The organism is Cellulosimicrobium composti (assembly GCF_009711085.1).
In the GTDB taxonomy this organism is placed as follows: domain Bacteria; phylum Actinomycetota; class Actinomycetes; order Actinomycetales; family Cellulomonadaceae; genus Cellulosimicrobium; species Cellulosimicrobium composti.
In genome coordinates this window covers 48246-72961 of record NZ_WMKA01000005.1, presented here as the reverse complement: position 1 = coordinate 72961, position 24716 = coordinate 48246, and the positions used below count along the sequence as shown (strand labels likewise).

Sequence of the window (24716 nt, the reverse complement as noted above, 5' to 3'; positions counted from 1 at the left end):
CGGCTGCGAGTTTTGATTATTTAGAGGTCCTAAGAGTCGATCCGGTTGCGTCGTCGCTGCTTGCCAGTAAAGGCCTCGGGCTCCTGTGCCAGTGCCCGCCGATAATCTCGCGTGCGACTCCCTAGCGCCGCTGTGGCGGGTTTCTCTGACGATTGGGTAAATGGTCGGGCATCCCCCCGCTGCTGGCGCCTCTAGGTAAATGTGGAACGAAAATGCTCGAAGCGCCACGCGAGCAGATCGCGTTCAGGTTGGTCCGCACGGCGGCGGGGGAGCGCGAGGCGGCATCCGTGCATCTCCTGGAGCCCGTGCTTGAGCATGGGCCCGTCGCTCTCTCGGAGGAGGTCGAGCGCGATCCGCACCTCGCCGTCAGGCGTCACGCCCAGCATGTTCTGGTCATAGGCGGCGTGATGGATCTTGCAGAGGGCGAGTCCGTTGTTCACGGTCGGCAGTCCATGTTCCTCGCTGTCCGGGACGATGTGCGCGGCGTCGAGCAGTGCGCCGTGCTTGAGCTCGCAGATCGCGCACCGGGTCTCGTAGGCGACGAGGACGCGGGTGCGGAACGCCGGCTGGTGCAGTCGCTGCTTGGCGAGCCGGAGCGCATACTCGCGCTGCGGCGTCGTGAGGTGGGCCGGGTCGGGGATGAACCGGAAGGCCTCGTCCAGGGCGATGAGGAACTGGCTGTTCTCCGGCTCGTCGTCCACGACGTACACCGGGGCGACCGGGGTGTAGATGTTCGGGACTTCCTTGCGGAACAGGATGAGCGGCATCCCGCTCGTCATCGCCTCGCGCAGCTTGCGGTTGTCGCCGCTCCACGGGTCACCGGCGCGGTACGCGTAGTGGAGGAGGCCGTCGTCGGACTCGGTGTCGTCGTACGGTCCGCTCGCCGAGCTGACGATCGACAGCGTCGAGGAGAAGCTCTGCGGGTTGCGGATCCCGCGCGAGTAGTCGATGACAGGGAGCTTGCGGCCGTCGATGTGGAAGTCGAGCAGCTCGTCCCGGCGGAGGAACCCGCCGTTCGCTTCGGCGCGCTCGTGCACCCACTGGATGATGCGTGCGCGAAGCGCAGCTTCAACGGCGGAGTCCATGCCCGGAAGCTCACCAGGCACCGTCGCGGAGAGCAAGTTCCTTTGGGGTGAATTGGTCGGATGGCGGCTCCGACCTGGTGTGCGTGCAGGTCTGCGCCTTCGCCAGCGGCGCGGCCGTCTCCCATTTGCGGACGCTCAACGGTGATCACGAGGGGGACGTCGTCGTGGAAGGTCCCAGGGAGAGCGTCGTCGCGATCGAAGTGAAGCTGACGCCCACCTCCTCCGAGGCGGACCTCCGGCACGTGAAGCGGCTCGCGGTCTTCGTCACGGCCAGCCCCGTGCGTACCGCCGCCCGGACGGGATCGCCGTCGTCCCGGCAATGGTGCGTGGGCCGTGAGGACGCACCGGCGAGCAGTCGTGTCGCGAGGCGGAGGGCACGTCCTCGTCGTCACACGAGCTGGACGTTCCCCTGGTACTCGAAGTGCGTGCTCACATGGTCGGAGACGTCGACGTTCACGAGCTTGTGGTCCGCCGGAGCGAACCCCGTGAGGCCGGCCGCGTTCTGCCCTGCCTGCGCGACCTTGTAGACGTACTTGAGGACGGCGTCGTGGGTCGAGTGGTAGCCGTACACGGCCTCCTCGACCCCGGCGGTCAGGGCGCCCCAGTTGCTCTTGGCCCCGATAGCGGCGCCGAGCAGGTGCGCGGCCTGGATGCGCGGTGGGCCGGTCCGGGTGCCGAGGGCCTCTGCGGCGACGGCCATCACGCGGGCGCCGAGGCTGTGCCCGACGAGGACGTAGGACTCGGCGTCCGTGCGGGCGAGGAGGTCGCCGACGATGACGCCGGTCTTGTCGGCGCGGCTCTTGGCGACGTGCCACGGGTTCTTTGCGAGGTCGGAGGCGATGAACGCGGGCGCGAACGTGCTGCCGAAGAGCTTCGCTCCCGCCTTGTTCGCGACCGCTGCGGCACCCTTGACCGCCGCGGCGCCGCCTGCTTTCCCGGCGAGCCCGATGCCCATCGCGCCGAAGTCCTTGAGCTCCTTGGCGCCCCACCGCACCCGGTACACGGGTGAGTCGGGGTAGCGCGCGTCGACGATGTTCTTCCAGCCGCCCCACTTCTCCTGTTCGCCCTCGGTGAGGAACCCGTTCGCCACGACGACGGGCACGCCACCCTTGCCGGGACGCAGCAGCTCGATCCGGAACGACTTGTCCTCCCGGACGTACGCGTTCGACACGGACGCGCCGAGCGTCCCGCCGACGGCCGCGCCGACCGCCGTCACGACGGCGGTGCCCCCGGCCATGCCGAGCCCACCGGCGGCGAGGCTGCCGCCGCCGAGCAGGGCGAGGCCGTGCGACGTCGCGGCAGCTCCCGTGAGCCCACCGAACATGCTGAGTGATCCGATCGCGCCACCGATGGCCGGTGCTGCGATAAGGGCGGCCATCGGTGTGACCGCGGCGAGGCCGACGGCGCCGAAGGCGGCGATCTTGGCGGCCTTGCTCAGGTCAGGCTTCTCGTACGTGAGGAAGTCCTCGTAGTCGTGCAACTCGCCAAAGCTGCGCTGCGCGGCCTTCTCGAACCCGGGGATGTCGTGCCGGTGCTCGGCGCAGTACTGGGGAACGCGCAGCGCGCCACGCTCGCGCACGGCCATGTTCTCGCAGCCCGGCGCGACGCACGGGAGGGTCGGTGACCCGCAGGACTGGCAGACGTACACCGGAAGCTGTCCCGCCGGCCGGTTCGACTTGCGGTGCTCCGTCTTGGCGAAGCACGACGAGCACCAGCCGTCCTTCGGCTGGTACGGGGAGACGTCGTCTGCGACGTCGGCGATCCACTGCGCGACCTTCGCGTAGGCGTCGGCGCGCTTCTGCGCGGACTTCTTGTTCTCCTCGGCGAGCTTGAGCGCTGCCTTCTGGCTCGCGGCGTCGGCTGCCCCGAGGGCATCGGAGTACGACGTGGTCCGCGCCTCGTACCAGGACTTCGCGTAGGCCCACAGGTTGCTCAGCAGAGCGGGGTTCTGGGCGAGCACGTCGCCGTCCTCGACCGTGGGCTCGACGTCGACGATGTCGCCGGTGAGCGCGAGCCGCGCTCCTTGGTCGGACACGACCTCGATCTTGAGTCGTGTTCCGTCGACGACGTGGGCATGAATCGAACCTGGCATGGCCGGATAATGGCACAGTTGTCATGCGCCATCGGGGGCTGGGCGGGTGAAAAAAGCCCGGCAGAGTTCTGCGGTCATGGACCAGCGTCCAGAACTCACCTGGCGCGGATGAACCGCTCCGAGCTCCCGCGACCGGTCGAGGCCCAAATAAAGGTTCGAGGTGTGGCACGACCGTGTCCGGTCGCCCGGACTAGGCTTCCGGGTGAACTCGTGCGGGCGTGGCTGACAGCGCCGTGCGCGTCCTTCATGCTGGTCCCGCCCGTGGCCGCGCCCGGCGGCTCGCGGCTGACGAGGGAGAGCAGTGGACTACGACCTGATGGCTTCGCAGGCGCGAGCGGCGCTGATCGTGGCGGCGATGCGGCGATCCCTCCTGACGTACGGCGAGCTCGGCCGCGCCGTGGGGATCGACCGGAAGATTCCGCTTCCTGGCCATGTGTCACGCATTCTCGACAGGGTGTCGACGGTCTGCATCGACGCGGGCGAGCCGTCGCTCGCGGTGCTGGTGGTCGGGAAGTCCGGCGGGGCACCGGGGCGCGGATTCACGAAGGGCAAGGACGAGTGGTTCACCGAGGCGCAGCGCTGCTTCGAGTTCTGGTCCGGTAAGTAGTCCGCTCCTCGCTGCGGCCAACGCGAGCCTTTCCCCCAGTCAGGTCGGTGGCCGCCAACCCAGCACCCCGCGGAGCGCCCACGCTCCCAGTGCCTCGCTCCACGGGCCGGTGAGTCGTGCGCCCAGGTCGCGGACGGTGGTCACCGCCGGGGAGATGGCGCGTGACATCGCCGCAGTCCGCGCGGACAGCGTCATGATCTTCTCGACGCGCGGGCGGCGCTCGTCCGACCATCGCCATAGCGACGCGGGGACGTCGGCGACGCTCGTGCCGCCGCCCGCACGCACCCCGAGCACGACGGCGTCCTCGAGCGCCTGGCATCCACCCTGCCCGACGTTCGGCAGCATCGCGTGCGCGGCGTCGCCGACGAGCGCGACGCGGCCGGTGACCAGCGAGGCGGGGGGAGCGGGGAGGTGGCGCAGCTCGTGGCACAGCACCGCGGCTGGATCGACGGAGGCCAGCAGCGAGGGGATCGGCGCGTGCCAGTCGGCGAGCCGTTGGCGGAGCTCCACGAACGTCGTCGGGACTCCGGTGGCGTCGGCGACGGACACGTACGAGTACAAGCGCCCGTCGGCGAGCGGCACGATCCCGACGACGATGCCGCGACCCCACGTCTCGCTCCCGACCGCACCGCCCGGCTCGCCAGGCGGCGCCTCGGCGACGAGCCGCCACGCCGTCGACCCGCCCGAGACGGGCCCCGGCGCGTCCGGCCACCAGCGCCGCCGGGTCGGCGAGTCGATGCCGTCGGCCGCGACGACGAGCGCGGCCTGGATCTCCTCGGCACCGTCGGGTGACCGGTCGTCGACGCCCAGCCGATCCTGCGACGGCTCCCCGTCCGGAGGCCCGTCACCCTGTCGCGGCGCGTCGCCGCCCCGCCCGATGACACCGTCCCGTTCGACGTCACGGCCCTGCCCGACGGCGTCGCGCACCCGCACGCGCGAGGGCCGCCCCGCGTCGCCGGGGTCCACGACGGCGGCGTCGACGCCGAGCCGCAGCGCGCCGTCGGGCAGGGCGTCGGCGAGCATGCCGACGAGCTGGGCGCGGTGCAGCACGAGCGTCTGGTCGCCGAACCGGGCGCTCGCGGCGGACGCGTTCGCGCGGACGAGCCAGCGCCCGTCGGGCCGGCGCAGCCCCACCTCTCCCTGGAGCGCGGCGAGGTCGCGCAGCCGGTCGCCGAGGCCGAGCGCACCGAGCGCGCGGACGGCGTTGGGGGCGACGGCGATCCCGGCCCCGACGGGTTCGAGCGAGCCCGCGCGTTCCAGGACGGTGACGTCCCACCCGCCGCGGGAGAGCGCGACGCCGGACGCGAGCCCGCCGATCCCGCCGCCGACGACGACGGCCCGCGCGCTCATCACTCGATCTCACCCGCAGAGGCTCACGGTCGTGACGCTACCGGCGCAGCAGGTGGTGCCGCGTCCCCCGCGCGGGGGAGCGTCGCCGGGTGACCGGCCGCGCTGCGGTCGCGACGCTGACTGTCCGCACAGTCGTCGGCACGCCGACGGGCTGCGCGCGCTACCCCGTCGCCTGGGCGACGACGATCGCGAGCTGGGTGCGGTTCGCGACCCCGACCTTGGCGCACGCGCTGGAGAGGTGCGTCTTGACGGTCGCCTCGCCGAGGTAGAGGCGACCGGCGATCTCGCCGTTGGACAGGCCTTCGACGAGGAGGCGCGCGACGTCCAGCTCGCGCTCGGTGAGCGCGGCCAGGCGTTCCCCGGCCACGCGCCGGGTGGCCGCACCGGGGTCGGCGCCGACCTGGGTGATCATCGTCTTCGCCGCGCGGGGCGACAGCGCACCGCCACCCCCGGCGACGGCGTGGACCGCGGCGACGATCTCCGCGGGTTCGGCGTCCTTGGCGAGGAACCCGTCGGCTCCGGCACGGACCGCGTCGAGGATGATCTGCTCGGTGTCGAACGAGGTCATGGCGATCACGCCGGGCGGGTCGGGGAGCGCCCGGACCGCGCGGGTCGCGACGACTCCGTCGACGCGCGGCATCCGGAGGTCCATGAGGACGACGTCCGGGTGGTGGGCCTGGACCGCGGTGACGACCTGGTCCCCGTCGGCGGCCTCGGCGACGACGTCGAGCCCGCTGGCCTGCAGGATGGTGCGCAGCAGTCGGCGGACCATCGCGTCGTCGTCGACGACCATCACCCGGATCACGACGCGAGACTAGCGGTGAGCACCCACGCGAGCAGCGACGGTCAGCGGCCCCGGCCGGTGCCGGGCCGCTCCGTCGGCAGGTCCCAGGGCAGGCGGGCCCGCACGACGAAGTGGCCGCCGTCCACACCGGCGTCGAACGTGCCGCCCACGGCCTCGCACCGCTCGCGCATCCCCACGACTCCGGCGCCGCCGCCCGGCACGCCGGTGCCGCCGACGGTGGCACCGGGCTCACCGAGCAGCGGGGTGGTGTACGGGTCGAGGTCGTGCGTCAGCGCGTTGCGCACGGTGATGATGACGCCGTCGCCGGGCCGCGCCCGGACGTCCACATCGGCCCTGGCCCCGGGCGCGTGCTTCATGACGTTGGTCAGGGACTCCTGCACCACCCGGTACACGGCCCGTGTGAGCGCGGGCGGCGCGGCGTCGGCGTCGGTGACGAACACGGTCGCCGCGAGGTCGACGCCCGCGGCCCGGGCGTCGTCGAGCAGTGTCGCGAGGTCTCCCAGGGCGGGCGCAGACCCGGTGTACTGCTCGGAGCCGGCGCGCAGGGAGGTGATGAGGGCGCGCATCTCATCGAGGGCGCGGTGCGCCGAGGACCGCATGGTGCGGGCGGCGTCGACCACCCCGGGGTCGTTCGTGGTCACCTCGAGCGCGGACGCCTGGAGGGAGACGACGGAGAGGTTGTGCGCGACCGTGTCGTGCATCTCGCGCGCGATGAGCTCGCGCTCGTCCTGGCGCGACAGCTCGGTGCGCAGCTCGTCCGCCTGCGTGCTGAGCGCCTCCGCGCGCTGGTTCTCGGCGACGGCGACCTGCTGCGCGGCGTCGGCACGCCCGAGCGCCCGGCGCAGGAACCCGGCCCCCACGGACAGGCCGAGGCACAGCAGGGTCAGCACGACGTAGCCCACCGGGTCGAGAAAGGACGTCGCCGTGGTCCCCGGTGGCGTCGTGGAGAAGATCACCGCAGCGCCGTCGCGCGCCGCGTCGCGCCAGAACGAGACCCCGACGGCGAGCGTCGTCGCGGCGGTGCACAGCGCGACGACCTTCCACCGCCGCTCCCGCGCGATCACGAAGGGCAGCGCGACGAGCGGGGCCATCGCGCCGACGGGGGTCAGGACCCCCGCGGCGGCGGCGGCCAGGCACACGACGACGGCGTGCCGGTCGCGCCACACGACGGCCGCCGCGAGCCCGGCCGCGAGTACCCACCAGAGCAGCGTGAGCCCGACCCGCCACCCGGCGGGGTCCGGTCCGAGCCCGATGTTGTCGTACGTCGCGCTGACGATCCCGACGCCGAACGTCGCGGTCGCCGCCGCGACGGTGCCCAGGACGGACCACGCCCGGGCGAGTGGCGAGGGCCCGGTGGCGGACGGGACCGGATAGGGACCGGCGGCGCGGTGGTACGGCGGCGGGTACGGGCGCGCGGCGAGCGGCGGGCCTGACGGCGGCCGCGTGCCGCCCGGGGGCGGGCCCGTCCAGGTCGCGGGCCGGGTCGGTTGGCCCGCGTGCGGCGCGGGGTGTCGTGGCGACGGGCTGCCGGCACCGAGGGTGCCACCGGCGCCGTACGGACCGGCCGGAGGCGGTCCGGGCTGCTGCGGTGGCGGGTGCATGGGCGCGAGCCTACGGGCACCCGCCGACGGCGGGACTCCACCGTTCGGCCGGGGTCGGCGGCACGGGGTCCACCGGTCGGAGGGCCGAGTCGATCCGGTCGGTGGATCCCCCGGAGCGACCCCGACGCGCACTCTCGTCGTCGAGACCAGCACGACGTCGCCGACCGGGCGCCGTCGACCACGACGCAGGAGGCGACGATGTCCGCACCCACCCCGCACCCGCAGCAGCACCCTCCGGTGCCGCCGACCGGCCCGCAGTCCTCGTTCGCTCCTGGTCCCGGCGGCCACCCGCAGTCGGGACCGGCCGCGCGCCCCGCGATGCCGCCCTACGGCGCGCAGCCGCCGCAGGGTTACCCGGTCCACGGCTACCCGGCGCCGGGCGGGCAGCCTGGGGTCCCGCCTGCACCCCGGAAGTCCTGGTTCGCACGGCACAAGATCCTCACCGGGCTGGGCGTCGTCGTGCTGCTCGCGATCGTGGGCGCGAGCCTCGGGGGCGGCGACGAGCCGGCCGAGCCTGCCGCCGTCGCGGACGCGGGCGCGGAGGCCACCAGCCCCGAGGGCGCCGACGCCGAGGCGGACACCGCGCCCGCGGAGGAGGAGCCTGCCGAGGAGCCCGCACCCGAGCCGCCCGCGGCGCCCGGCGTCGGGACGGCCGTGCGCGACGGCAAGTTCGAGTTCACCGTGACGTCGGTGGAGACCGGCGTCCCGAGCGTCGGCGACCAGTACCTGAGCCAGGAGGCGCAGGGCCAGTACGTGCTCGTCCACGTGACGGTGAAGAACATCGGCGACGAGGCGCAGATGTTCACGGGCGGCAACCAGCAGCTCACCGACACCGAAGGTCGTACGCACGAGAGCGACAGCACGGCCGCGATCTACCTCGGCGACACGAACAGCTTCCTTACGGACATCAACCCGGGCAACGCGGTCGACGGAGTCGTCGTGTTCGACATCCCGGCCGACGCCGTCCCCGCGACGCTGTCCCTGCACGACTCGATGTTCTCGGGTGGCGTCGAGGTCTCGCTGGGCTGACGCGTCCCACGTCCACCGGTGCAGGCCTCGGACGCGTGCAGACCGTTCGACGCCGGCAACGGTTCCCACCGCGGCCACGCCCTCAAAGGCGTGGCCGCGGCTGCGCGCGTTCGTGCCCCGCACTCGGATGGCGGGCCGTGCGTGCGACCTGGTGCGGCGGTCCGGAGCAGGGGCGACGGGGTGTGGCGGACACGGAGTGTTGGATTGTGCGAGAAGTTGTTGACTTGTGTGGATCGGCCCGGGAGACTCGTAGCCCCGAGGTCGATGCCGTCCCGGGTTCTTGCCCCCTCATCGTCGAGAGGACACCCCATGAAGTTCCCCTTGTCCCGCGCGCGCTCGCGTGCCACCGCTGTCACGAGTGCGCTGGTCGCGCTCGGGCTGGCGGTGTCGGGCGCGGCCGCCGCCACGGCGGCACCGGCCCCGGCGAGCGTGCCGGCCGCGGCGACCGCCGTGGCCGAGCCGACGATCTCCCCGGTCGTCGACGCCAACTTCCCCGACCCCGACATCCTCCTCGTCGACGGCGTCTACCACGCCTACGCGACGAACCATCAGGGTCAGAACGTGCAGCACCGCACGTCGACGGACCTGGTCACGTGGAGTGCGCCGTCCGACGTCGCGCCCGACCTCGGGGCCTGGGTCAGCGAGTCGTGCACGTTCGCGCCGGGCGGCGCGACCGACCGCTGCGTGTGGGCGCCGGAGGTCTCGGCGGTCGAGGGCGGCTACGCCCTGTACTACACGGCGCGCGACGCGACGTCGCCGCGCCAGTGCCTCGGCGTCGCGCTGTCCGACACCCCGGACGGCCCGTTCGTCCCCGTCGGCGACGACCCGATCGTCTGCCCCAACGGCGAGGCCGGCACGGAGGACCTCGGCGGCGCGATCGACGCCGCGACGTTCGTCGACGGCGACCAACTCTACCTGCTGTGGAAGGCCGACGGGAACTGCTGCACGGGCAAGACGGCGATCATCTTCGCGCAGCCGCTCTCGCCCGACGGCGCGACGCTCACCGGCCCGCCCGTCGAGCTCATCCGCGTGGACAAGCCCTACGAGGGCCGCGTCGTCGAGGGCCCGACGCTCCTGGAGCGCGACGGCACGTACTACCTGTTCTACTCGGCGAACGACTTCGGCGGGGGCGGCTACCGCACGTCGTACGCGACGGCGTCGAGCCTCGCGGGCCCGTGGACCAAGGCCACGACCGAGCTGCTCACGAGCGACCGCTTCCAGGGCGACGTGCGCGGCCCGGGCGGGCAGGACATCGTCACCGCGCCCGACGGCTCGGACGCGATCGTCTTCCACGGCTGGAACGAGGCGTTCACCTACCGCGCGATGTACGTCGCGGACCTCGAGTGGACCGCCGACGGCGTCCCGTTCGTCCCGCAGGCGTCCGACCGCTACCAGGCGGAGGACGGCGTCGTCGCGAACGCGCGCGTCGTGGCCGACGGCGGGGCGTCGGGCGGGGCGAAGGTCGGCGGCCTGGACTTCGCGGACTCGTCCGTGACGGTCGAGGTGCACGCCGACGAGGCGGGCCCGGCGCTCCTGGGCATCCGGTTCGCCAACGGGTCGTTCGACGGCTCGACGCGCGTGCCGTCGACGAGCGCGCTGGCCGTCAACGGCGAGGTCACGGAGACCGTCGTCTTCCCGCACACCACGTGGGGCAACTGGCAGACCTCCGAGCACCTCGTGGACCTCGTCGCGGGGACCAACACGATCACCCTCACGCGCGGGACGTTCTACACCGAGCTCGACGCGTTCGACGTCTACCCCGCGACGCGCGACCCGCGTCCGTCGGCCCCGCCCGTCATCCCGTCCGACGCGACGCGGTACGAGTTCGAGGACGGCGTCATCACGCGCGGCTCGGTCGGGAGCGCGGCGGGCGCGTCCGGCGGCCAGAAGGTCGGCGGGCTCGACTTCCTCGACAGCTCGGTCGCGCTCCAGGTCCACGCCGACGAGGCGGGTCCGTACACGCTCGGGGTCCGGTTCGCGAACGGCTCCGAGCGGGGCGGCTACACGCTGGCCTCGACGAGCACCGTCACGGTGAACGGCGCGGACGCCGGCGTCGTCACGTTCCCGCACACGACGTGGGGCAACTGGCAGTCGGTCACGCACCAGGTCGAGCTCCAGCAGGGCTGGAACACCGTCGCCCTGACCAAGCTCACCTGGTACACCGAGCTCGACGCGCTCGACGTCTTCCCGGCCGAGGTGCCGCCCGTCGACCCGCAGGTCACCGTCACCGCGCAGCCCCGCTGCCTCGGCGGCACCCCGTACCTCGCCGTCCGCGCGACGAACGGCGGCGACGAGACCGTCGCGATCGCGCTCCGGACGGAGCACGGCGAGCGGTCCTTCGCCCAGGTCGACCCGGGCAAGAACGCCTACCAGTCGTTCAAGGCCCGCGGCGATCTTGACGCGGGCGAGGCGCTCGTGGTCGTCACCGACGTCTCGGGCACGACGACGGAGGTGACCGCCGCGTACGACGCGCTCACCTGCGCGTAGCGCACCCCCGGCGACGCCCGCGGTACCGCTCGGCCGATGAGCGGCACCGCGGGCGTCGTCGTGCGGTGAGGCTTCTCGGGCGCAGGTGTCCGCCACGTTGCGGCTCCACAGGCTCAGGTGGCACGTCGGGCACGAGGTGGTGAACGTTGCCCGAAGCCTCGTCCCGTACTCGGACATTGAGGGATCAAACCGGCAGGGCGGCTTCCTATGCTCGCCGTGGCCGCCCACCCGCAGGACGGGTGCCGCGCCGGCCGTGACCACCTCCCTCGTCCGAGCGGATCTGTGCTGTGACCACCGTCTTCACCCCGGGCTCCCCGGGTTCCTCCGGCGCGCCGCCCCGCGCGTCCTCGTCGCCCGCCGCGGCCGACGACACCTCGGCCGGCTCGCCCGCGGCCGACCACTCCGCGACCGTCACGTCGGCGGCCGAGCCCGCCGCACGACAGGCCGGCGCCGACGCCACGACCGGCGGTCCGCCGTCGGGCCCCGCCGACCGCGAGGTCCAGGCGCTGCGCCGCAGCCGTCTGGGCGCGCGACGCCGTCGGCGGAACCTGCTGTGGGCGCTGCTGCTCGCGGGCCCGAACGTCCTGCTGCTGCTGGTGTTCGTCTACCGGCCGCTGCTGCAGAGCTTCTACCTCTCGACGCTCCAGTGGAACCTCGGGTCGCCGGTCGCGCGGCCGGTGGGGCTGGGCAACTACGTCGAGTGGTTCACCGCCCCGACGACGGGCCGCATCGTCACGACGACGCTCGTGTTCACGCTCGCGACGGTCGGCGGCGCGATGGTGCTCGGCCTGGGGCTGGCACTGCTGCTCAACCGCAGGCTGCGCGGCCGCGGCGTCGCCCGGACCGTCGCGTTCGCGCCGTACGTGCTGTCGGGCTTCGCGGTCGGGATCCTGTGGCTGTTCATGTTCGACCCGCGCTACGGGCTGGTCCAGGAGCTGCTCGGCTGGATCGGCGTCGCGTCCCCGCAGTGGTACACGCAGCGCCCGTGGCCGCTGGTGATGATCGTCGTGGTCTACCTGTGGAAGAACCTCGGGTACGTCGCCCTCATCTACCTGGCGGGTTTGCAGTCCGTCCCGCAGGACCTGAAGGACGCGGCCGCGCTCGACGGTGCGTCGTCGGCCCGGACGCTGCGCTCGATCGTCCTGCCGCTCCTCACCCCGACGACGTTCTTCCTCCTCGTGACGATGCTCCTGGCGTCGCTCCAGTCGTTCGACATCATCAAGGCGATGACGCAGGGCGGCCCGCTCGGCTCGACGACGACGCTCATGTACTCGATCTACGAGGAGAGCTTCGTCAACGGGCGCGCGGGGTACGCGTCGGCGGTCGCCACGGTCCTGTTCCTCGTGCTGCTCGCGGTGACCGGGGTGCAGATGCGGTTCGTCCAGCGGAAGGTCCACTACGCATGAGCGCCGTCGCGCCCACCACGACGAGGCGCCCGGAGACCGCGCCCTCGACTCCCGCCGCGCTCGCCCCGCGCGCACCCCGCACCGCGGATGCCCGACGGCGCGGCCTCCAGCCGGGCGGGTACCTCGCCCTGGTCCTCGCGACCGTCGTGCTCGGCGCCCCGCTGGTGTGGATGGTGCTCGCGAGCCTGAAGACGCCCGCCGAGCTCTACACCGTCCCGCTGCAGTGGCTCCCGGGCACCGTGAACCTCGACAACTACGCGCAGGCCGCGGACTCGATCCCGCTCGGGCGCCTGCTGCTCAACAGCGTCGGGATCACGGTCGTGGGCGCGGGCCTCAAGGTCGCGCTGGGCCTCACGTGCGCGTACGCGCTCGTGTTCCTCGACTTCCCGTTCAAGAAGGTCGTGTTCGGGCTCGTCATCGCGACGCTCATGATCCCGCCGCAGATCACGATCATCCCCAACTACACGCTCGTCGCGAGCCTCGGGTGGCTCAACACCTATCAGGGCATCCTCGTGCCGGGCCTGGCGAGCGCATTCGGGACGTTCCTGTTCCGGCAGCACTTCCTCACGCTGCCGCGCTCGATCCTCGAGGCCGCCGAGCTCGACGGCGCGGGGCACTGGCGAAAGCTCTGGCGGTTCGTCGTGCCGATGAGCACGCCGACGCTCGCGGCGGTCGCGCTCGTGTCCGTCGTGACCGAGTGGAACGACTACCTGTGGCCGTTCCTCGTCGTCGACCGCCCGGACAAGATGACCCTCCCTGTGGGCCTCACGCTGCTGCAGAACACCGACGGCATGACGAACTGGGGCGTGCTGCTCGCCGCGACGGTGGTCGTGACGCTGCCGATCCTCGTCGTCTTCCTCGTCCTCCAGCGCCGCCTCGTCGCGGGCCTCACCGCCGGCGCGGTCACCGGCTGACCCACCCCACGCCGTCGTGCCCGACGACGGCGCCCACCCGGACGCGCTGCGCACCCCGCGTGTCCGCCCCACCACCCGACTCCCCGGCCCGCCCGCAGCGGTCCGGGTTCCCCGAAGCGCACCGAGACCCGGTGCACGACCTGAAGGAGCACCTGTGTCCCACCGCACCGCACCCGGCCGGCCCACGCGCCGTCGTCGGGCCCGCGCCGCCGTCACCGCGCTCGCGGCGACCACCGCCCTCGCGCTCACCGCGTGCGCCGGCCCGAGCGTGGCCGGGGCCGACGGCGCCGGCACCGCGGGCGACGAGGCGACGGCCGAGGCCGTCGACTGGTCCGCCGTCGAGCCCGCGTCCGAGATCACGTGGTGGAGCAACCACCCCGGCACGTCGCAGGAGATCGAGCAGGAGCTCATCGACCGGTTCGAGGAGGAGTCCGGCATCACGGTCAACCTCGTCACGGCAGGGGCCAACTACGACGAGGTCGCCCAGCGCTTCCAGGCCGCGTCGCAGACGGACGAGCTCCCCGACGTCGTCATCGCGTCCGACGTCTGGTGGTTCCGCTACCACCTCAACGACCAGATCCTGCCGCTCGACGACGTGCTCGACTTCGTCGAGGCCGACGCCGCCGACTTCCAGCCCGCGCTCTACGCGGACTACGAGTACGACGACCAGCACTGGGCCGTGCCCTACGCGCGCTCGACGCCGCTGTTCTACTACAACAAGGACCTGTGGACGGCGGCCGGTCTGCCCGACCGCGGCCCCGAGACGTGGGCGGAGCTCGAGGAGTGGGACGCGTCCCTCAAGCCGCTCGTCCCGGCGGGCGGCTCGACGTTCGGCCTGTCCACCGGCCCGTCGTGGGGCGCGTGGTGGTTCGAGAACATGATCTGGGGCCAGGGCGGCACGTACTCCGACGGGTTCGACCTCACGCTCGACACCGAGGAGGCCGTCGCGGGCGGCCAGTTCCTGCACGACCTGTTCCACGAGAAGGGCGTCGCGACGCTCTCCGCGGACGACGCGATGGCCGACTTCTCGTCCGGCCTCATCGCCTCGACGATCGGCTCGACGGGCTCGCTCAAGGGTGCGCTCGACGCGGCGTCGTTCGAGGTCGGCACGGCCTACCTTCCCGACGGCCCGGCCGGCGGCGGCACCCCGACCGGTGGCACCGGCCTCGCGATCCCGTCGTCGAAGTCGCCCGAGCAGCAGCTCGCCGCGGCGATGTTCCTCGCGTTCCTCACCAACACCGAGAACACCGCGTACTTCTCGCAGAACACGGGCTACATGCCGGTGCGCACGTCGGCCGTCGAGTCCGACACCATGACGGCCGTCTACGAGGCGACGCCGCAGTTCCGCACGGCCGTCGACCAGCTCGCCGACAAGGCACGCCCGCAGGACGACGCGCGCGTCTTCATCCCCGGCGCCGACGCGCTGCTCAACGAGGCGATCGAGCGGATCGTCATCGAGGGCACCGACCCGGCGGAGGCGTTCGCGTCGATCGCTCCGCGCATCGAGACCGCGTACGCCGAGAACGTCGAGCCGTACCTGTGACCGCGCTCCCGGACGCCGCACGCGGCGTCGAACACCTCCCCGCACCCGGGCCTGCGCTCTCCCTGGCGTCGGCGCAGGTCCAGGCCCCGGCGACGGGCGACGCACGGCGCCGCCCGCGCGTGATCGCGCACCGCGGCAACAGCTCTGTCGCGCCGCAGAACACGCTCGCCGCGTTCGAGGCGGCGTGGCGCGCGGGCGCGGAGTCGATCGAGATCGACGTGCGGCTCACCGCGGACGGCGACGTCGTCGTCATCCATGACGACACGGTGGACGCGACGACGTCGGGCAGCGGCGCGGTCGCGGAGCTCGACCGGTCCGCGATCCGCGCGCTGGACGCCGGGTCGTGGTTCTCGCCCGCGTTCGCGGGCCAGCGCGTGCCGACGTTCGCGGAGACGGTCGAGTTCCTGGAGCGCCGCCCGGGGATCGACCTGCTCCTGGAGCTCAAGGGGTCGTGGACGGCGGAGCAGGCGGCGCGGGTGACGGACCCGCTGCGGTCCGCCGGGCTCGCGGACCGCGTCGTCGCGCAGAGCTTCTGGCCCGAGACCGTCGCGGCGCTGCGCGACGCCGACCCCGGGCTGTGCCGCGGGTTGCTCGTCGCGACCCTCGACGACGACGTGCTCTCCCGGTGCGCCGCGCTCGACGTCGCGTGGTGCAACCCGCTCGGGACGCTGCTCCTCGAGGACCCCGACCTCGTGCGGCGCCTGCACGACGACGGCCGCGAGGTCGCGGTGTGGACGCTCGACGAGCCCGCGCACTGGGCCTCCGCGGTCGCCCTCGGGGTGGACGCGATCATCACCGACCGGCCCGACCGGCTCGCGGGGTGGCTCGCGGCCCGCGGCGTCTGACGCCTCGCCGGTCGCCTCCGGGGTCGCGTGCCCGGACGCTCGTCGTCCGGCGCGCGGCCCCGGATCTCGCGTGCCGTCGCGCGTGTCCCCGGGAGGTCAGCGCACCACGATCGTCGTCACGACGTCCGTCACGCTCGGCCGCCGCGGCGTCGACCCGAACCCGAACCGGACGGGCGGGTCGACGTCGCGCAGGTCGCCCAGCGGCGCGCCGTCCCACGTCGTCTCGGCGGCGACGAGCGCGTGGACGTCGGTCGCGCCGTAGTGCTCGGCGCGGCCCGGCCCGGCGGACCCGCGCGTGCGGACGCCGCGCAGCATCACGCGCGCGACGGGGTCGGTGAGCGCGGTGAGGTGCCGGGACGTCGCGAGACCGGAGGGCGCGGCCCGCAGCACGCACCCGATCGGCGTCCGCCGCCCGAACGCGACCCTCGCGCCGAGCGGTCCGGCCGCCACGCGCCAGCCCGGGAGGCGGCCTCGGCCCGCCGCTGCTCCCGCCACCGTCCCAGGGTCGGCGTCGGGCTCGACGTCGGTCGCGTCGGGCGTAGCGACGGTCGCGGCAGTCGGCTCGTCCGCGACGGCGACGGGCACGTGCTCGACCCGGTCGAAGCGGTAGGTCGCGGCGACGAGATCGGCGACGTCGCGCGACGGCGCGAGCAGGACGCGCTCGCCGTCGGGCCGCTCGACCATGACGTCGGCGAACGCCCCGAACGGCGACGCGTCCCAGCGCCCGACGACGACGCGCGTCCCCGACGCCGTGCCCCACCCCGCGATGCGGCCGCGGAACCGCAGGACGCTGGCCATCCGGGCAGCGTAGGCCCGGCACCTCGGGCTCGCGCCCGCTCGGGCGAGCGGCCGAACGGGCGAGCGGGCCGAACGGGCGAGCCGGCTGAACGGGCGAGCGGCCGAACGGTCACCCCGCTCGGCGCGCGAGCCCCCGTGCGGGGCGCGACGCTCGGAGGAGGCGGCGACCGCCGTCGGGCAGCAGGAGGTGACCCGTGCCGAAGACGACGCGCGACGGCGACGCTAGGCAGTCCGAGATCCCCAGCACGCTGCAGCGTTCGGACGAGAAGGCGCAGCGCACGTTCGCCAAGGCGTACGACGCGGCGATGGAGCAGTACGGCTCTCAGGCGCGTGCGCGGCGCGTGGCGTTCGCGGCGCTCAAGCACACGCACGAGAAGATCGGCGACCACTGGGAGCCGAAGGACGAGCCCGGGCCGTCGGACGAGCGTGCCGAGGAGGGCGGTCTCGAGTCCTCGACGGACACTGCGGGCGGCGTCGACGCGAACGCGACGAAGGAGCACCTGCTCGACGTCGCGCGCCGGCTCGACGTGGACGGCCGGTCGTCGATGACGAAGGACGAGCTCGTCGAGGCGATCCAGCGCGCGAACGACCGCGCGACGCGGCGGGCGCGCGGCGACTGACCACGCTCGACACCCCCGCCGCTCAGGCGCTGCGGCGCCGGGGGACGCGCACGCGGTCGAGGTCCTGCGCGACGGTGAGCTCGCCGTCGAACACCTCGCGCGCCTCGCGCCAGAACTCCGTCGGGTCGGGGTAGCGCTGCGAGAAGTGCGTGAGCACGAGCGACCGGACGCCGGCCTGCGCCGCGACGGTCGCCGCCTGCCGCGCGGTGAGGTGGCCCCAGCGCTCGGCCTGGTCGCGGTCGCGGTCGAGGAACGTCGACTCGATGACGAGCAGGTCCACGCCGTCCGCGAGGCGGTGCACCGCGTCGCACAGGCGCGTGTCCATGACGAACGCGAACGACTGGCCCGGGCGCGGGCGGCTGACGTCGTCGAGCGTGACGGTCCGGCCGTCGGGCGCGACGACCGTCCCGGTGCGCTGCAGCTCGCCGACCGGCGGCCCCGCGAGGCCGTGGCGCGCGAGGAGCACGGGGTCGAGCGACCGGCCGTCGGGCTCGTCGAGGCGGTATCCCATCGCCTCGATCGTGTGGTCGAGGCGCTCGGCGCGCAGCGTGAAGGCCGGCTCGGGGCGGCCCGGGACGGGCGGGACGACGCCGTCCGTGGTGAGCGGCTGGAGTGCGAGGTGCCCGCGGCGGTAGTGCGCGCTCGCGTCGAGCAGGTGGTCGACCCACCGCTGGCCCGACGCCGGGTACGTCACCCCGATCGTGTGCCGCACCCCGTCGCCGCTGATGCGCTGGGAGACGCCCGCGAGGCCGAGGCTGTGGTCGCCGTGCAGGTGCGTGACCGCGATGCGCGTGAGGTCGGTCGCGGAGACGCCCGCGAACGTCATCTGTCGCTGCGTGCCCTCGCCCGGGTCGAAGAGGATCGCCTCGTCGTCCCAGAGCAGCACGTAGCCGTTGTGGTTGCGCGTGCGGGTCGGGACCATGCTGGCCGTGCCCAGCACCACGAGCTCGCGGCGAGACATGGAGCCAGCCTGCCACGGCCCGCGGCGCGCGCGGGTGTGCCGCGGGCCGGGCTCGTAGGGTGGCAGGAGCCGCCCCCGAGACCCCGGAGAACCATGCGCCTGCTGCTCGTCCGCCACGGACAGACCCCGTCGAACGTCGCGGGCCTGCTCGACACCGCCTTCCCGGGGCCGGGGCTCACCGCGCTCGGCGCCCGCCAGGCCGCGGCGATCCCGGGCGCGCTCGCGGACCGCGTCGTCGACGGCGTCGCGGTCTCGACCCTCGTGCGCACGCACCTCACGGCGGCGCCGCTCGCCGAGCGGCACGGACATGACCTGCTCGAGCTCGACGGACTGCGCGAGGTCGACGCGGGCGACCTGGAGATGTCCGCCCACCACGACGACCACATGCGCTACCTCGAGACGGTGTTCGCGTGGGGGCGCGGCGAGCCCGGCCGGCGCATCCCCGGTGGCCCCGACGGCACCGAGTTCCTCGACCGCTACGACGCGGCGCTCGCGGCCGTCGCGGACGCCGGGTGGGAGACGGCCGTCGCCGTGTCGCACGGCGCGGCGATCCGCGCGTGGGCGTGCGCGCGCGTCGACGGCGTCGACATCGACCTGCTCGCGTGGACGCCGCTCGCCAACACGGGGCTCGTCGAGGTCGAGGGCGACCCGGACTCGGGGTGGCGGCTCGTGGGTCTGAGCGACGGCCCGCTCGGCGGGGCCGCGCTCGACGACCTCGTCGCCGAGGACCCGACGGGGGAGTCCGTCGCGGAGGAGGGGCGGCGCGCCGCGACGGACGACTGACCCCTACCGCCCGGCTCGCCGTCGCAGTTCCGCGGACATCCACGGGTAGGGGTCGACGAGCGCCTCGCGCCCCGCGCGCACGTCGTCACGGAGCGAGCGCAGGACGCCGCTCGCGACGTAGAAGCGTCCCCGGGTGTTGCCGACGGCGTCGAGCAGTCCGGACTGGACGAGGCGTCGCAGGTCGCGCGTGGCGGTCTGGTCCTCGATCGCTGCGTGCTTGGCGTACGACGGGCGCGTGACCCGGTACCCGAGCGCGGCGTCGAACAGTGCGTCAGTTGTCCTCTCGGGGACGCCGTGCTCGGCGACGATCGCGTCCAGCGCACGCCACGTCGTCTCCGCCTCCTGGAAGCGGCGCCGGAGGGTCTGTGCCTGCATGTGGTGCGCCCGGAGCGTGAACTTGATCCAGAGGGTCGCGTCGTTCTGAGGTCTCCAAGCGCCTTCGCCCGTGACGGCCAGGACGCGGTAGTAGTCCTCCGTGTTGCTCCCCAGCCACTCCTCGATGCTCGAGAAGGTGGGCTCGAGCACTCGGTCCTGTCCCAGCACCAGGGTCTGGAGCGCCCGCGCCATGCGGCCGTTGCCGTCCCGGAAGGGGTGGATCATCACGAGATTCAGGTGCGCCATCGCCGCGTCCACCATCGCATCGGCGCCGTCGTGCCGGATCGTCGCGACGAGGGACTCGACGAGCCCGGGGACCTCCTCCGCGGGTGGCCCCTCGTAGACGGTCCGATCCGCGGCTTCGTCCCGGACGTACACGGCGCCAGGGCGAAAGCGGCCCGGGTCCGCTCCGAGGTCGTGCTCCAGCAGCATGAAGTGCAGGGAGCGCAGCGTCTGGGGTGTCAGCACGAACTCCGGGTCGGGAGTCATACGCAGGATGAACGTCATCATCCGGCGGTACCCCATGATCTCTGCCCACGTCTGCTCGTCTGCCGTCATCGGAGGCTCGTCGTCGACGGCAGCGACGGCGTCCTGGTCCGACACGGTGTAGCCCTCGATCGTGTTCGAGCCCTGGATCGCTCGCGCCTGGGTGGTCCGGCGCATGCCGCTCGACCACCGGCGCGGAACACGCAGCACGTCCGCGAGCGACTCCCGCAGCGAGCGGACGTCGTCGATCACAGCCAGATCTTCGAGATCGGTGTCGGGGGCGCGGTAGATCGACGGGAGCATGGGACTCCTTCCGGGGATGTAATGATCAAATCATTCAGTCACATCCTAGCGGTATGACGCAATGATTTGATCATTCCATCATTGCGATGCATGGCACGGCCCTGGCGGTCGTCACGATCGTGACATACGCTCAGCGGCATGGCCGACGCACCGCCGCCCAAGCCCAACGAGCGCGCGCTCGAGTCCGACATCGTCACCGACCTGCGCGAGCAGATGACGTACGGGTCGTACCTGCACCTCGACACGCTGCTCGCCGCGCAGGAGCCGGTGAGCGACCCGGCGCACCACGACGAGATGCTGTTCATCGTCCAGCACCAGACCACCGAGCTCCGGCTCAAGCTCGTGCTGCACGAGCTGCTGTCCGCGCGCGACCTGCTCGCCGCCGACGAGCTCGGCGCCGCGCTCAAGCGCATCGCGCGCGTCAAGCACGTGCAGCGCACGCTCACCGAGCAGTGGTCGGTGCTCGCGACGCTCACCCCGAGCGAGTACGCGCAGTTCCGCGGGTTCCTCGGGCACGCGTCGGGCTTCCAGTCGTGGCAGTACCGCGCGGTCGAGTTCCTGCTCGGCAACAAGAACGCGCGCATGCTCGCGGTGTTCGACGCCGAGCCTGACGCCCGCGCCGAGCTCGCCCGCCTGCTCGCCGAGCCGAGCGTCTACGACGAGTTCCTGCGCCACCTCGCGCGGCACGGCCACGACGTGCCGCAGCGCGTCCTGGACCGCGACGTCACCGTGGCGCACACGCTCGACGACGACCTCGTCGAGGTCTTCCGCCGCATCTACGACGATCCGGAGGCGCACTGGTCGGCGTACGAGACGTGCGAGGAGCTCGTCGACCTGGAGGACAACTTCCAGCTCTGGCGGTTCCGCCACATGAAGACCGTGCTGCGCATCATCGGCACCAAGCGCGGGACGGGCGGGTCGAGCGGCGTCGGGTTCCTCCAGAAGGCCCTCGATCTCACGTTCTTCCCCGAGCTGTTCGCCGTCCGCACGGAGATCGGGCGGTCGTGAGCGGCCAGCCTCTCGGTCGCGCGGGCGACGGCGGCACGTGGCTCCCGCCGTTCGCCGACGCGCACGTGCACCTCGGCCTCGCCGACCCCGTCGCAGTGCGGCGCGGCGGGATCGCCGTCGTGCACGACCTCGGGTGGGTGCCCGACGTCGCACGCACGTGGCCCGGCCGTCCCGACTTCCCCGAGGTCGCGTTCGCCGGGGCCTTCCTCACCGCGCCCGGCGGCTACCCGTCCGACCGCTCGTGGGCGCCGCCGGGGTCGGTGGCCGAGGTCGGGACCCCCGACGACGCCGTCGCCGCCGTCGACCGCCAGGTCGCCGCGGGTGCCTCGTTCCTCAAGGTCACGCTCCACGCCGACGCCGGCCCGGTGCTCGACGACGTCACGCTGACCGCGCTCGTCGGCCACGCCCACGCGCGGGGCCGGGACGTCGTCGCGCACGTGGAGGGCAGGGGCATGGCGGCGCGTGCGGTCGAGGCGGGCGTCGACCGGCTCGCGCACGCCCCGTTCTCCGAGCGGCTGCCCGACGACCTGCTCGCCGCGATGGCCCGACCCCGCGCCGTCGAGCACGACCCTGCTCGCGGTCGAGAACGGGGTAACTGCCGGAATGAGCCGGATGACGACAGCAACCCCGTGCTCGGCGGGGCGGGGGGTCGGACGGCCGGGCGGAGCCGCACGACCTGGGTGAGCACGCTCGACATCCACGGCTGGGGCAGCCCGACTGCCGAGCAGGACGTCGCGATCGACAACGTGCGGCGGTTCGTCGCGCTCGGCGGGACCGTCGTCTACGGGACCGACCTCGGTAACGGACCGATCCCGCACGGCGTCGTCGAGCGCGAGCTGCGGGCGCTCGCGGCCGCCGGTCTCGACGCCCCCGCCCTGCTCGGCGCGCTCACGCGCGAGGCGGCGCACCCGCGCGCCGCCGACGGCGTCGACGGCGTCGACGATCACGTCGAACGCCCCCGGCGCGCGTCGCCCGCGACGTGGATCCCCGGCGACCCGCCCGACCCCGACGACCTCGACGCGGTGTGCGCGTGGCTCGCGCGCGCCGTCGTCGTCGACGACCCCGCCCGCGCGCAGCGCGCGCCCGCCACCCCGGAGGACCGGCCATGACCGACCCGACCCCGAGCACCGTGCTCCCCGCCGACCACGCCGCGCGCTCCGCCGCGCTCGACGCCGCCGACCCGCTCGCGCGGTTCCGTGACGCGTTCGTCGACTCCGACGAGGTCACCGCCTACCTCGACGGGAACTCGCTCGGGCGGCCGACGCGCGCGGCGGCCGAGCGGCTCGCCCGGTTCGCGACGGACGTGTGGGGTGCGCGGCTCATCCGCGGCTGGGACGAGGAGTGGTACGACCTCCCGCTGACGCTGGGCGACCGGATCGGCGCGGTGACGCTCGGCGCGGCGCCGGGCCAGACGTTCGTCGGCGACTCGACGACCGTGATCCTCTACAAGCTCGTGCGCGCCGCTCTCTCGGCGCCGCAGGTCGCGGGCCGCGACGAGATCGTCCTCGACGCGGGGAACTTCCCGACGGACCGCTACGTGCTGGAGGGCGTCGCGCGCGAGCACGGGGCCATGCTGCGGTGGATCGAGCCCGAGCACGACGCGGGCGTGACGCCCGGGCAGGTCGCCGCCGTGCTCTCGCACCGCACGGCGCTCGTGCTGCTCAGCCACGTCGCGTACCGGTCGGGGTACGTGAGCGACGCCGCCGCGATCACGGCGCTCGCGCACGACGCCGGCGCGCTCGTCCTGTGGGACCTGTGCCACTCGGTCGGGGCGCTGCCGGTCGAGCTCGACGCGTGGGGCGTGGACCTCGCGGCGGGCTGCACGTACAAGTACCTGAACGGCGGCCCGGGCGCGCCCGCGTTCGGGTACGTGCGCGCCGACCTCCAGGACGTGCTGACCCAGCCGATCCAGGGCTGGATGGGCAGCGCGGCACCGTTCGAGATGGGCCCGGCGTACGCCCCGCACGACGGGGTGCGGCGCTTCCTGTCCGGGACGCCCGCGATCGTCGGGATGCTCGCGATGCAGGACATGCTCGACCTCGTGGACGCGGCGGGGATCGCGGCGGTGCGGGCCAAGTCGGTCGCGCTCACCGAGCACGCGACCGCCCTCGTGGACGACCTCCTGCTCCCGCTCGGCGCCCGGTACGCGTCGCCGCGCGACCCCGAGCGCCGGGGGAGCCACGTGACCGTGGACCACGCCGCGTTCGAGGCGACGCTCCCGCTGCTGTGGGAGCGCGGCGTCATCCCCGACTTCCGCCGCCCGGACGGCCTGCGCCTCGGCCTGTCCCCGCTGTCGACGACCTTCGACGAGGTGCGCGTCGGCGTCGAGGCGGTGCGCGACGCGCTCGTGGAGGTGCTCGGCCGCGCGGGCGGCGCGGCGTGATCCTCGACGACCTCGACGCGCGGCCGGGGAGCACGACGTCCCTGCTGCGCACCGTCGTCGGGCTGTACCTGCGCGACCTCGGCGGGGCGGTCGCGGCGGCCGACCTCGTCGCGCTGCTCGGCGCGCTCGGCGTGCCGCCCGCGGGAGCGCGCAGCGCGGTCTCGCGCGTCAAGGCCAAGGGGCTGCTCGCCCCCGCGACGCTCGACGACGGCCGCGCCGCGTACCGGCTCGCGCCCGACGCGGTGCCGATGCTGGAGCGCGGCGACCGGCGCATCTTCACGTACCGGCAGCAGGGCGACGACGACCCGTGGTGCCTCGTGTCGTACTCGCTCCCAGAGGCGCGACGCGACGCGCGCCACCAGCTCCGGCGCCACCTCGCGTGGATCGGTGCGGGCACGGTCGCCGACGGCCTGTGGATCGCCCCGGGGCATCTCGTCGACGAGGTCGAGCAGATCCTCGTCGCGCTCGGGGTGCGCGACGCCGCGACGGTGTTCGTGGCCGGGCCGCCGCGCGTCTCCGGGTCGTTCGCCGAGGCCGCGGCGCGCTGGTGGGACCTCGACCGGGTCGCGGCGCTGCACCGGACGTTCCTCGCGCGGCACGACGGCGCCGCGACGGCGGGGGAGCCGACGCCGCGCGAAGCGTTCGCGCGCTGGGTCCGGGCGGTCGACGACTGGCGTCCCGTCCCGTACGCCGACCCGGGCCTGCCGGCGGCGGCGCTGCCCGCAGGGTGGCCCGGCACGGCGAGCGTCGCCCTGTTCGACGCGCTCCGCGCCGCGCACGTGGCGGCGGCCCGGGAGCACGTCCGGGTCGTCGTGGGGCGCTGATCGCGGCACAGTGAGGTCATGACCGACACGACGCCCGACCTCCCGCCCGCCGTGCGCACGCTCGTCGACGCGACCAACGCCGGCGACTCCGCGCGCTTCCTCACCGCGTTCACGGACGACGGCTTCCTCGACGACTGGGGCCGGCAGTTCCGCGGGCACGACGAGCTCGCGAGCTGGGACCGCACGGACAACATCGGCAAGCGCGCGCGCTTCGAGGTGACGGGCCTGCGCGACGGCTCGACGCCCGACGAGGTGCTGCTGGACCTGACCGTCTCCGGGGACGGCTACAACGGCCCGGCGACGTTCACGATCCTTCTGCGCGACGGCCTGATCGCGAGCCTCGTCATCTCCTGAGCGCACGTCCGGCCCGCGTGGGAGGCGCGGTCCGGGCGACGGCGCCGGGGGTGGTGG

The 24716-nt window shown here is 73.6% G+C and carries 22 protein-coding genes; 14 read left to right on the top strand and 8 right to left on the bottom strand.

From position 1 onward, the window contains the following. Positions 1–191: 191 nt before the first annotated feature. Positions 192–1085 carry an HNH endonuclease gene (locus GJV82_RS03575; protein WP_155098268.1) on the bottom strand — a complete coding sequence of 298 codons (894 nt, stop codon included), beginning with the start codon at positions 1083–1085 and terminating at the stop codon, positions 192–194. Positions 1086–1473: 388 nt separating this feature from the next. Beyond that, positions 1474–3177, bottom strand: coding sequence for a DUF726 domain-containing protein (locus GJV82_RS03570; RefSeq protein ID WP_155098267.1), 1704 nt, complete (start codon positions 3175–3177; stop codon positions 1474–1476). A 301-nt stretch (positions 3178–3478) separates the two neighbouring features. On the opposite strand from GJV82_RS03570, the gene GJV82_RS03565 reads away from it, so the two are divergent. Continuing rightward, positions 3479–3784 carry a hypothetical protein gene (locus GJV82_RS03565; protein ID WP_155098266.1) on the top strand — a complete coding sequence of 102 codons (306 nt, stop codon included), beginning with the start codon at positions 3479–3481 and terminating at the stop codon, positions 3782–3784. A 39-nt stretch (positions 3785–3823) separates the two neighbouring features. Here GJV82_RS03565 and GJV82_RS03560 read toward each other — a convergent pair whose 3' ends face one another. From GJV82_RS03560 to GJV82_RS03550, 3 genes are all read right to left on the bottom strand, one after another. Continuing rightward, the gene (locus tag GJV82_RS03560; protein WP_155098265.1) at positions 3824–5134 is read right to left on the bottom strand and encodes an FAD-dependent monooxygenase; all 1311 of its coding nucleotides are present in this window, start codon (positions 5132–5134) and stop codon (positions 3824–3826) included. A 160-nt stretch (positions 5135–5294) separates the two neighbouring features. Beyond that, positions 5295–5939, bottom strand: a complete 645-nt coding sequence (locus GJV82_RS03555) for a response regulator transcription factor (RefSeq protein ID WP_318657238.1) — start codon at positions 5937–5939, stop codon at positions 5295–5297. Between the two features lie 41 nt (positions 5940–5980). Then, the gene (locus GJV82_RS03550; RefSeq protein ID WP_155098264.1) at positions 5981–7540 is read right to left on the bottom strand and encodes a sensor histidine kinase; all 1560 of its coding nucleotides are present in this window, start codon (positions 7538–7540) and stop codon (positions 5981–5983) included. A gap of 198 nt (positions 7541–7738) precedes the next feature. Between GJV82_RS03550 and GJV82_RS03545 the strand changes: the two genes are divergently transcribed. From GJV82_RS03545 to GJV82_RS03520, 6 genes are all read left to right on the top strand, one after another. Continuing rightward, on the top strand, positions 7739–8569 hold the full coding sequence (locus tag GJV82_RS03545) for a DUF4352 domain-containing protein (RefSeq protein ID WP_263971380.1): 831 nt from the start codon (positions 7739–7741) through the stop codon (positions 8567–8569). 309 nt (positions 8570–8878) lie between these two features. After that, positions 8879–11056 carry a family 43 glycosylhydrolase gene (locus GJV82_RS03540; RefSeq protein ID WP_155098263.1) on the top strand — a complete coding sequence of 726 codons (2178 nt, stop codon included), beginning with the start codon at positions 8879–8881 and terminating at the stop codon, positions 11054–11056. Positions 11057–11562: 506 nt separating this feature from the next. After that, entirely contained in the window at positions 11563–12462 is a 900-nt protein-coding gene (locus GJV82_RS03535) for a carbohydrate ABC transporter permease (protein WP_155098323.1), read from the top strand. Then, the gene (locus GJV82_RS03530; RefSeq protein WP_155098262.1) at positions 12459–13376 is read left to right on the top strand and encodes a carbohydrate ABC transporter permease; all 918 of its coding nucleotides are present in this window, start codon (positions 12459–12461) and stop codon (positions 13374–13376) included. Before GJV82_RS03535 ends, GJV82_RS03530 begins: the two co-directional genes overlap by 4 nt. Positions 13377–13530: 154 nt before the next feature. Beyond that, positions 13531–14919, top strand: coding sequence for an ABC transporter substrate-binding protein (locus tag GJV82_RS03525; RefSeq protein ID WP_318657237.1), 1389 nt, complete (start codon positions 13531–13533; stop codon positions 14917–14919). Continuing rightward, positions 14916–15764, top strand: a complete 849-nt coding sequence (locus GJV82_RS03520; protein ID WP_318657236.1) for a glycerophosphodiester phosphodiesterase — start codon at positions 14916–14918, stop codon at positions 15762–15764. Before GJV82_RS03525 ends, GJV82_RS03520 begins: the two co-directional genes overlap by 4 nt. Before the next feature lie 96 nt (positions 15765–15860). Here the strand turns inward: GJV82_RS03520 and GJV82_RS03515 are convergent, their stop codons facing one another. Continuing rightward, the gene (locus tag GJV82_RS03515; RefSeq protein ID WP_155098261.1) at positions 15861–16562 is read right to left on the bottom strand and encodes a hypothetical protein; all 702 of its coding nucleotides are present in this window, start codon (positions 16560–16562) and stop codon (positions 15861–15863) included. Between the two features lie 194 nt (positions 16563–16756). Between GJV82_RS03515 and GJV82_RS03510 the strand changes: the two genes are divergently transcribed. Beyond that, positions 16757–17182 (top strand): ChaB family protein, encoded by a 426-nt coding sequence (locus tag GJV82_RS03510; RefSeq protein WP_318657235.1) that lies wholly within the window; start codon positions 16757–16759, stop codon positions 17180–17182. Positions 17183–17204: 22 nt separating this feature from the next. Here GJV82_RS03510 and GJV82_RS03505 read toward each other — a convergent pair whose 3' ends face one another. Beyond that, positions 17205–18143: a ribonuclease Z gene (locus GJV82_RS03505; protein ID WP_155098260.1), complete on the bottom strand. Its 939-nt coding sequence runs from the start codon at positions 18141–18143 to the stop codon at positions 17205–17207. Between the two features lie 93 nt (positions 18144–18236). On the opposite strand from GJV82_RS03505, the gene GJV82_RS03500 reads away from it, so the two are divergent. Then, positions 18237–18926, top strand: a complete 690-nt coding sequence (locus tag GJV82_RS03500) for a histidine phosphatase family protein (protein WP_155098259.1) — start codon at positions 18237–18239, stop codon at positions 18924–18926. 3 nt (positions 18927–18929) lie between these two features. Here the strand turns inward: GJV82_RS03500 and GJV82_RS03495 are convergent, their stop codons facing one another. Further along, positions 18930–20090, bottom strand: coding sequence for a Fic family protein (locus GJV82_RS03495; protein ID WP_155098258.1), 1161 nt, complete (start codon positions 20088–20090; stop codon positions 18930–18932). A gap of 138 nt (positions 20091–20228) precedes the next feature. Here GJV82_RS03495 and GJV82_RS03490 point away from each other — a divergent pair, with 138 nt between their 5' ends. From GJV82_RS03490 to GJV82_RS03470, 5 genes are read left to right on the top strand one after another with little or no spacing between them, the layout of a single operon-like run. Beyond that, positions 20229–21098, top strand: coding sequence for a tryptophan 2,3-dioxygenase (locus GJV82_RS03490; RefSeq protein ID WP_155098257.1), 870 nt, complete (start codon positions 20229–20231; stop codon positions 21096–21098). Beyond that, positions 21095–22207 (top strand): amidohydrolase family protein, encoded by a 1113-nt coding sequence (locus GJV82_RS03485; RefSeq protein WP_155098256.1) that lies wholly within the window; start codon positions 21095–21097, stop codon positions 22205–22207. The genes GJV82_RS03490 and GJV82_RS03485 overlap by 4 nt, the downstream gene beginning before the upstream one ends. Further along, a complete protein-coding gene (locus GJV82_RS03480; RefSeq protein WP_155098255.1) occupies positions 22204–23481 on the top strand; it encodes a kynureninase in 1278 nt (425 codons plus the stop codon). Before GJV82_RS03485 ends, GJV82_RS03480 begins: the two co-directional genes overlap by 4 nt. After that, the gene (locus GJV82_RS03475) at positions 23478–24305 is read left to right on the top strand and encodes a PaaX family transcriptional regulator (protein ID WP_318657234.1); all 828 of its coding nucleotides are present in this window, start codon (positions 23478–23480) and stop codon (positions 24303–24305) included. Before GJV82_RS03480 ends, GJV82_RS03475 begins: the two co-directional genes overlap by 4 nt. Before the next feature lie 18 nt (positions 24306–24323). Next, a complete protein-coding gene (locus tag GJV82_RS03470; RefSeq protein ID WP_155098254.1) occupies positions 24324–24659 on the top strand; it encodes a nuclear transport factor 2 family protein in 336 nt (111 codons plus the stop codon). The last annotated feature ends 57 nt before the right edge of the window (positions 24660–24716 follow it).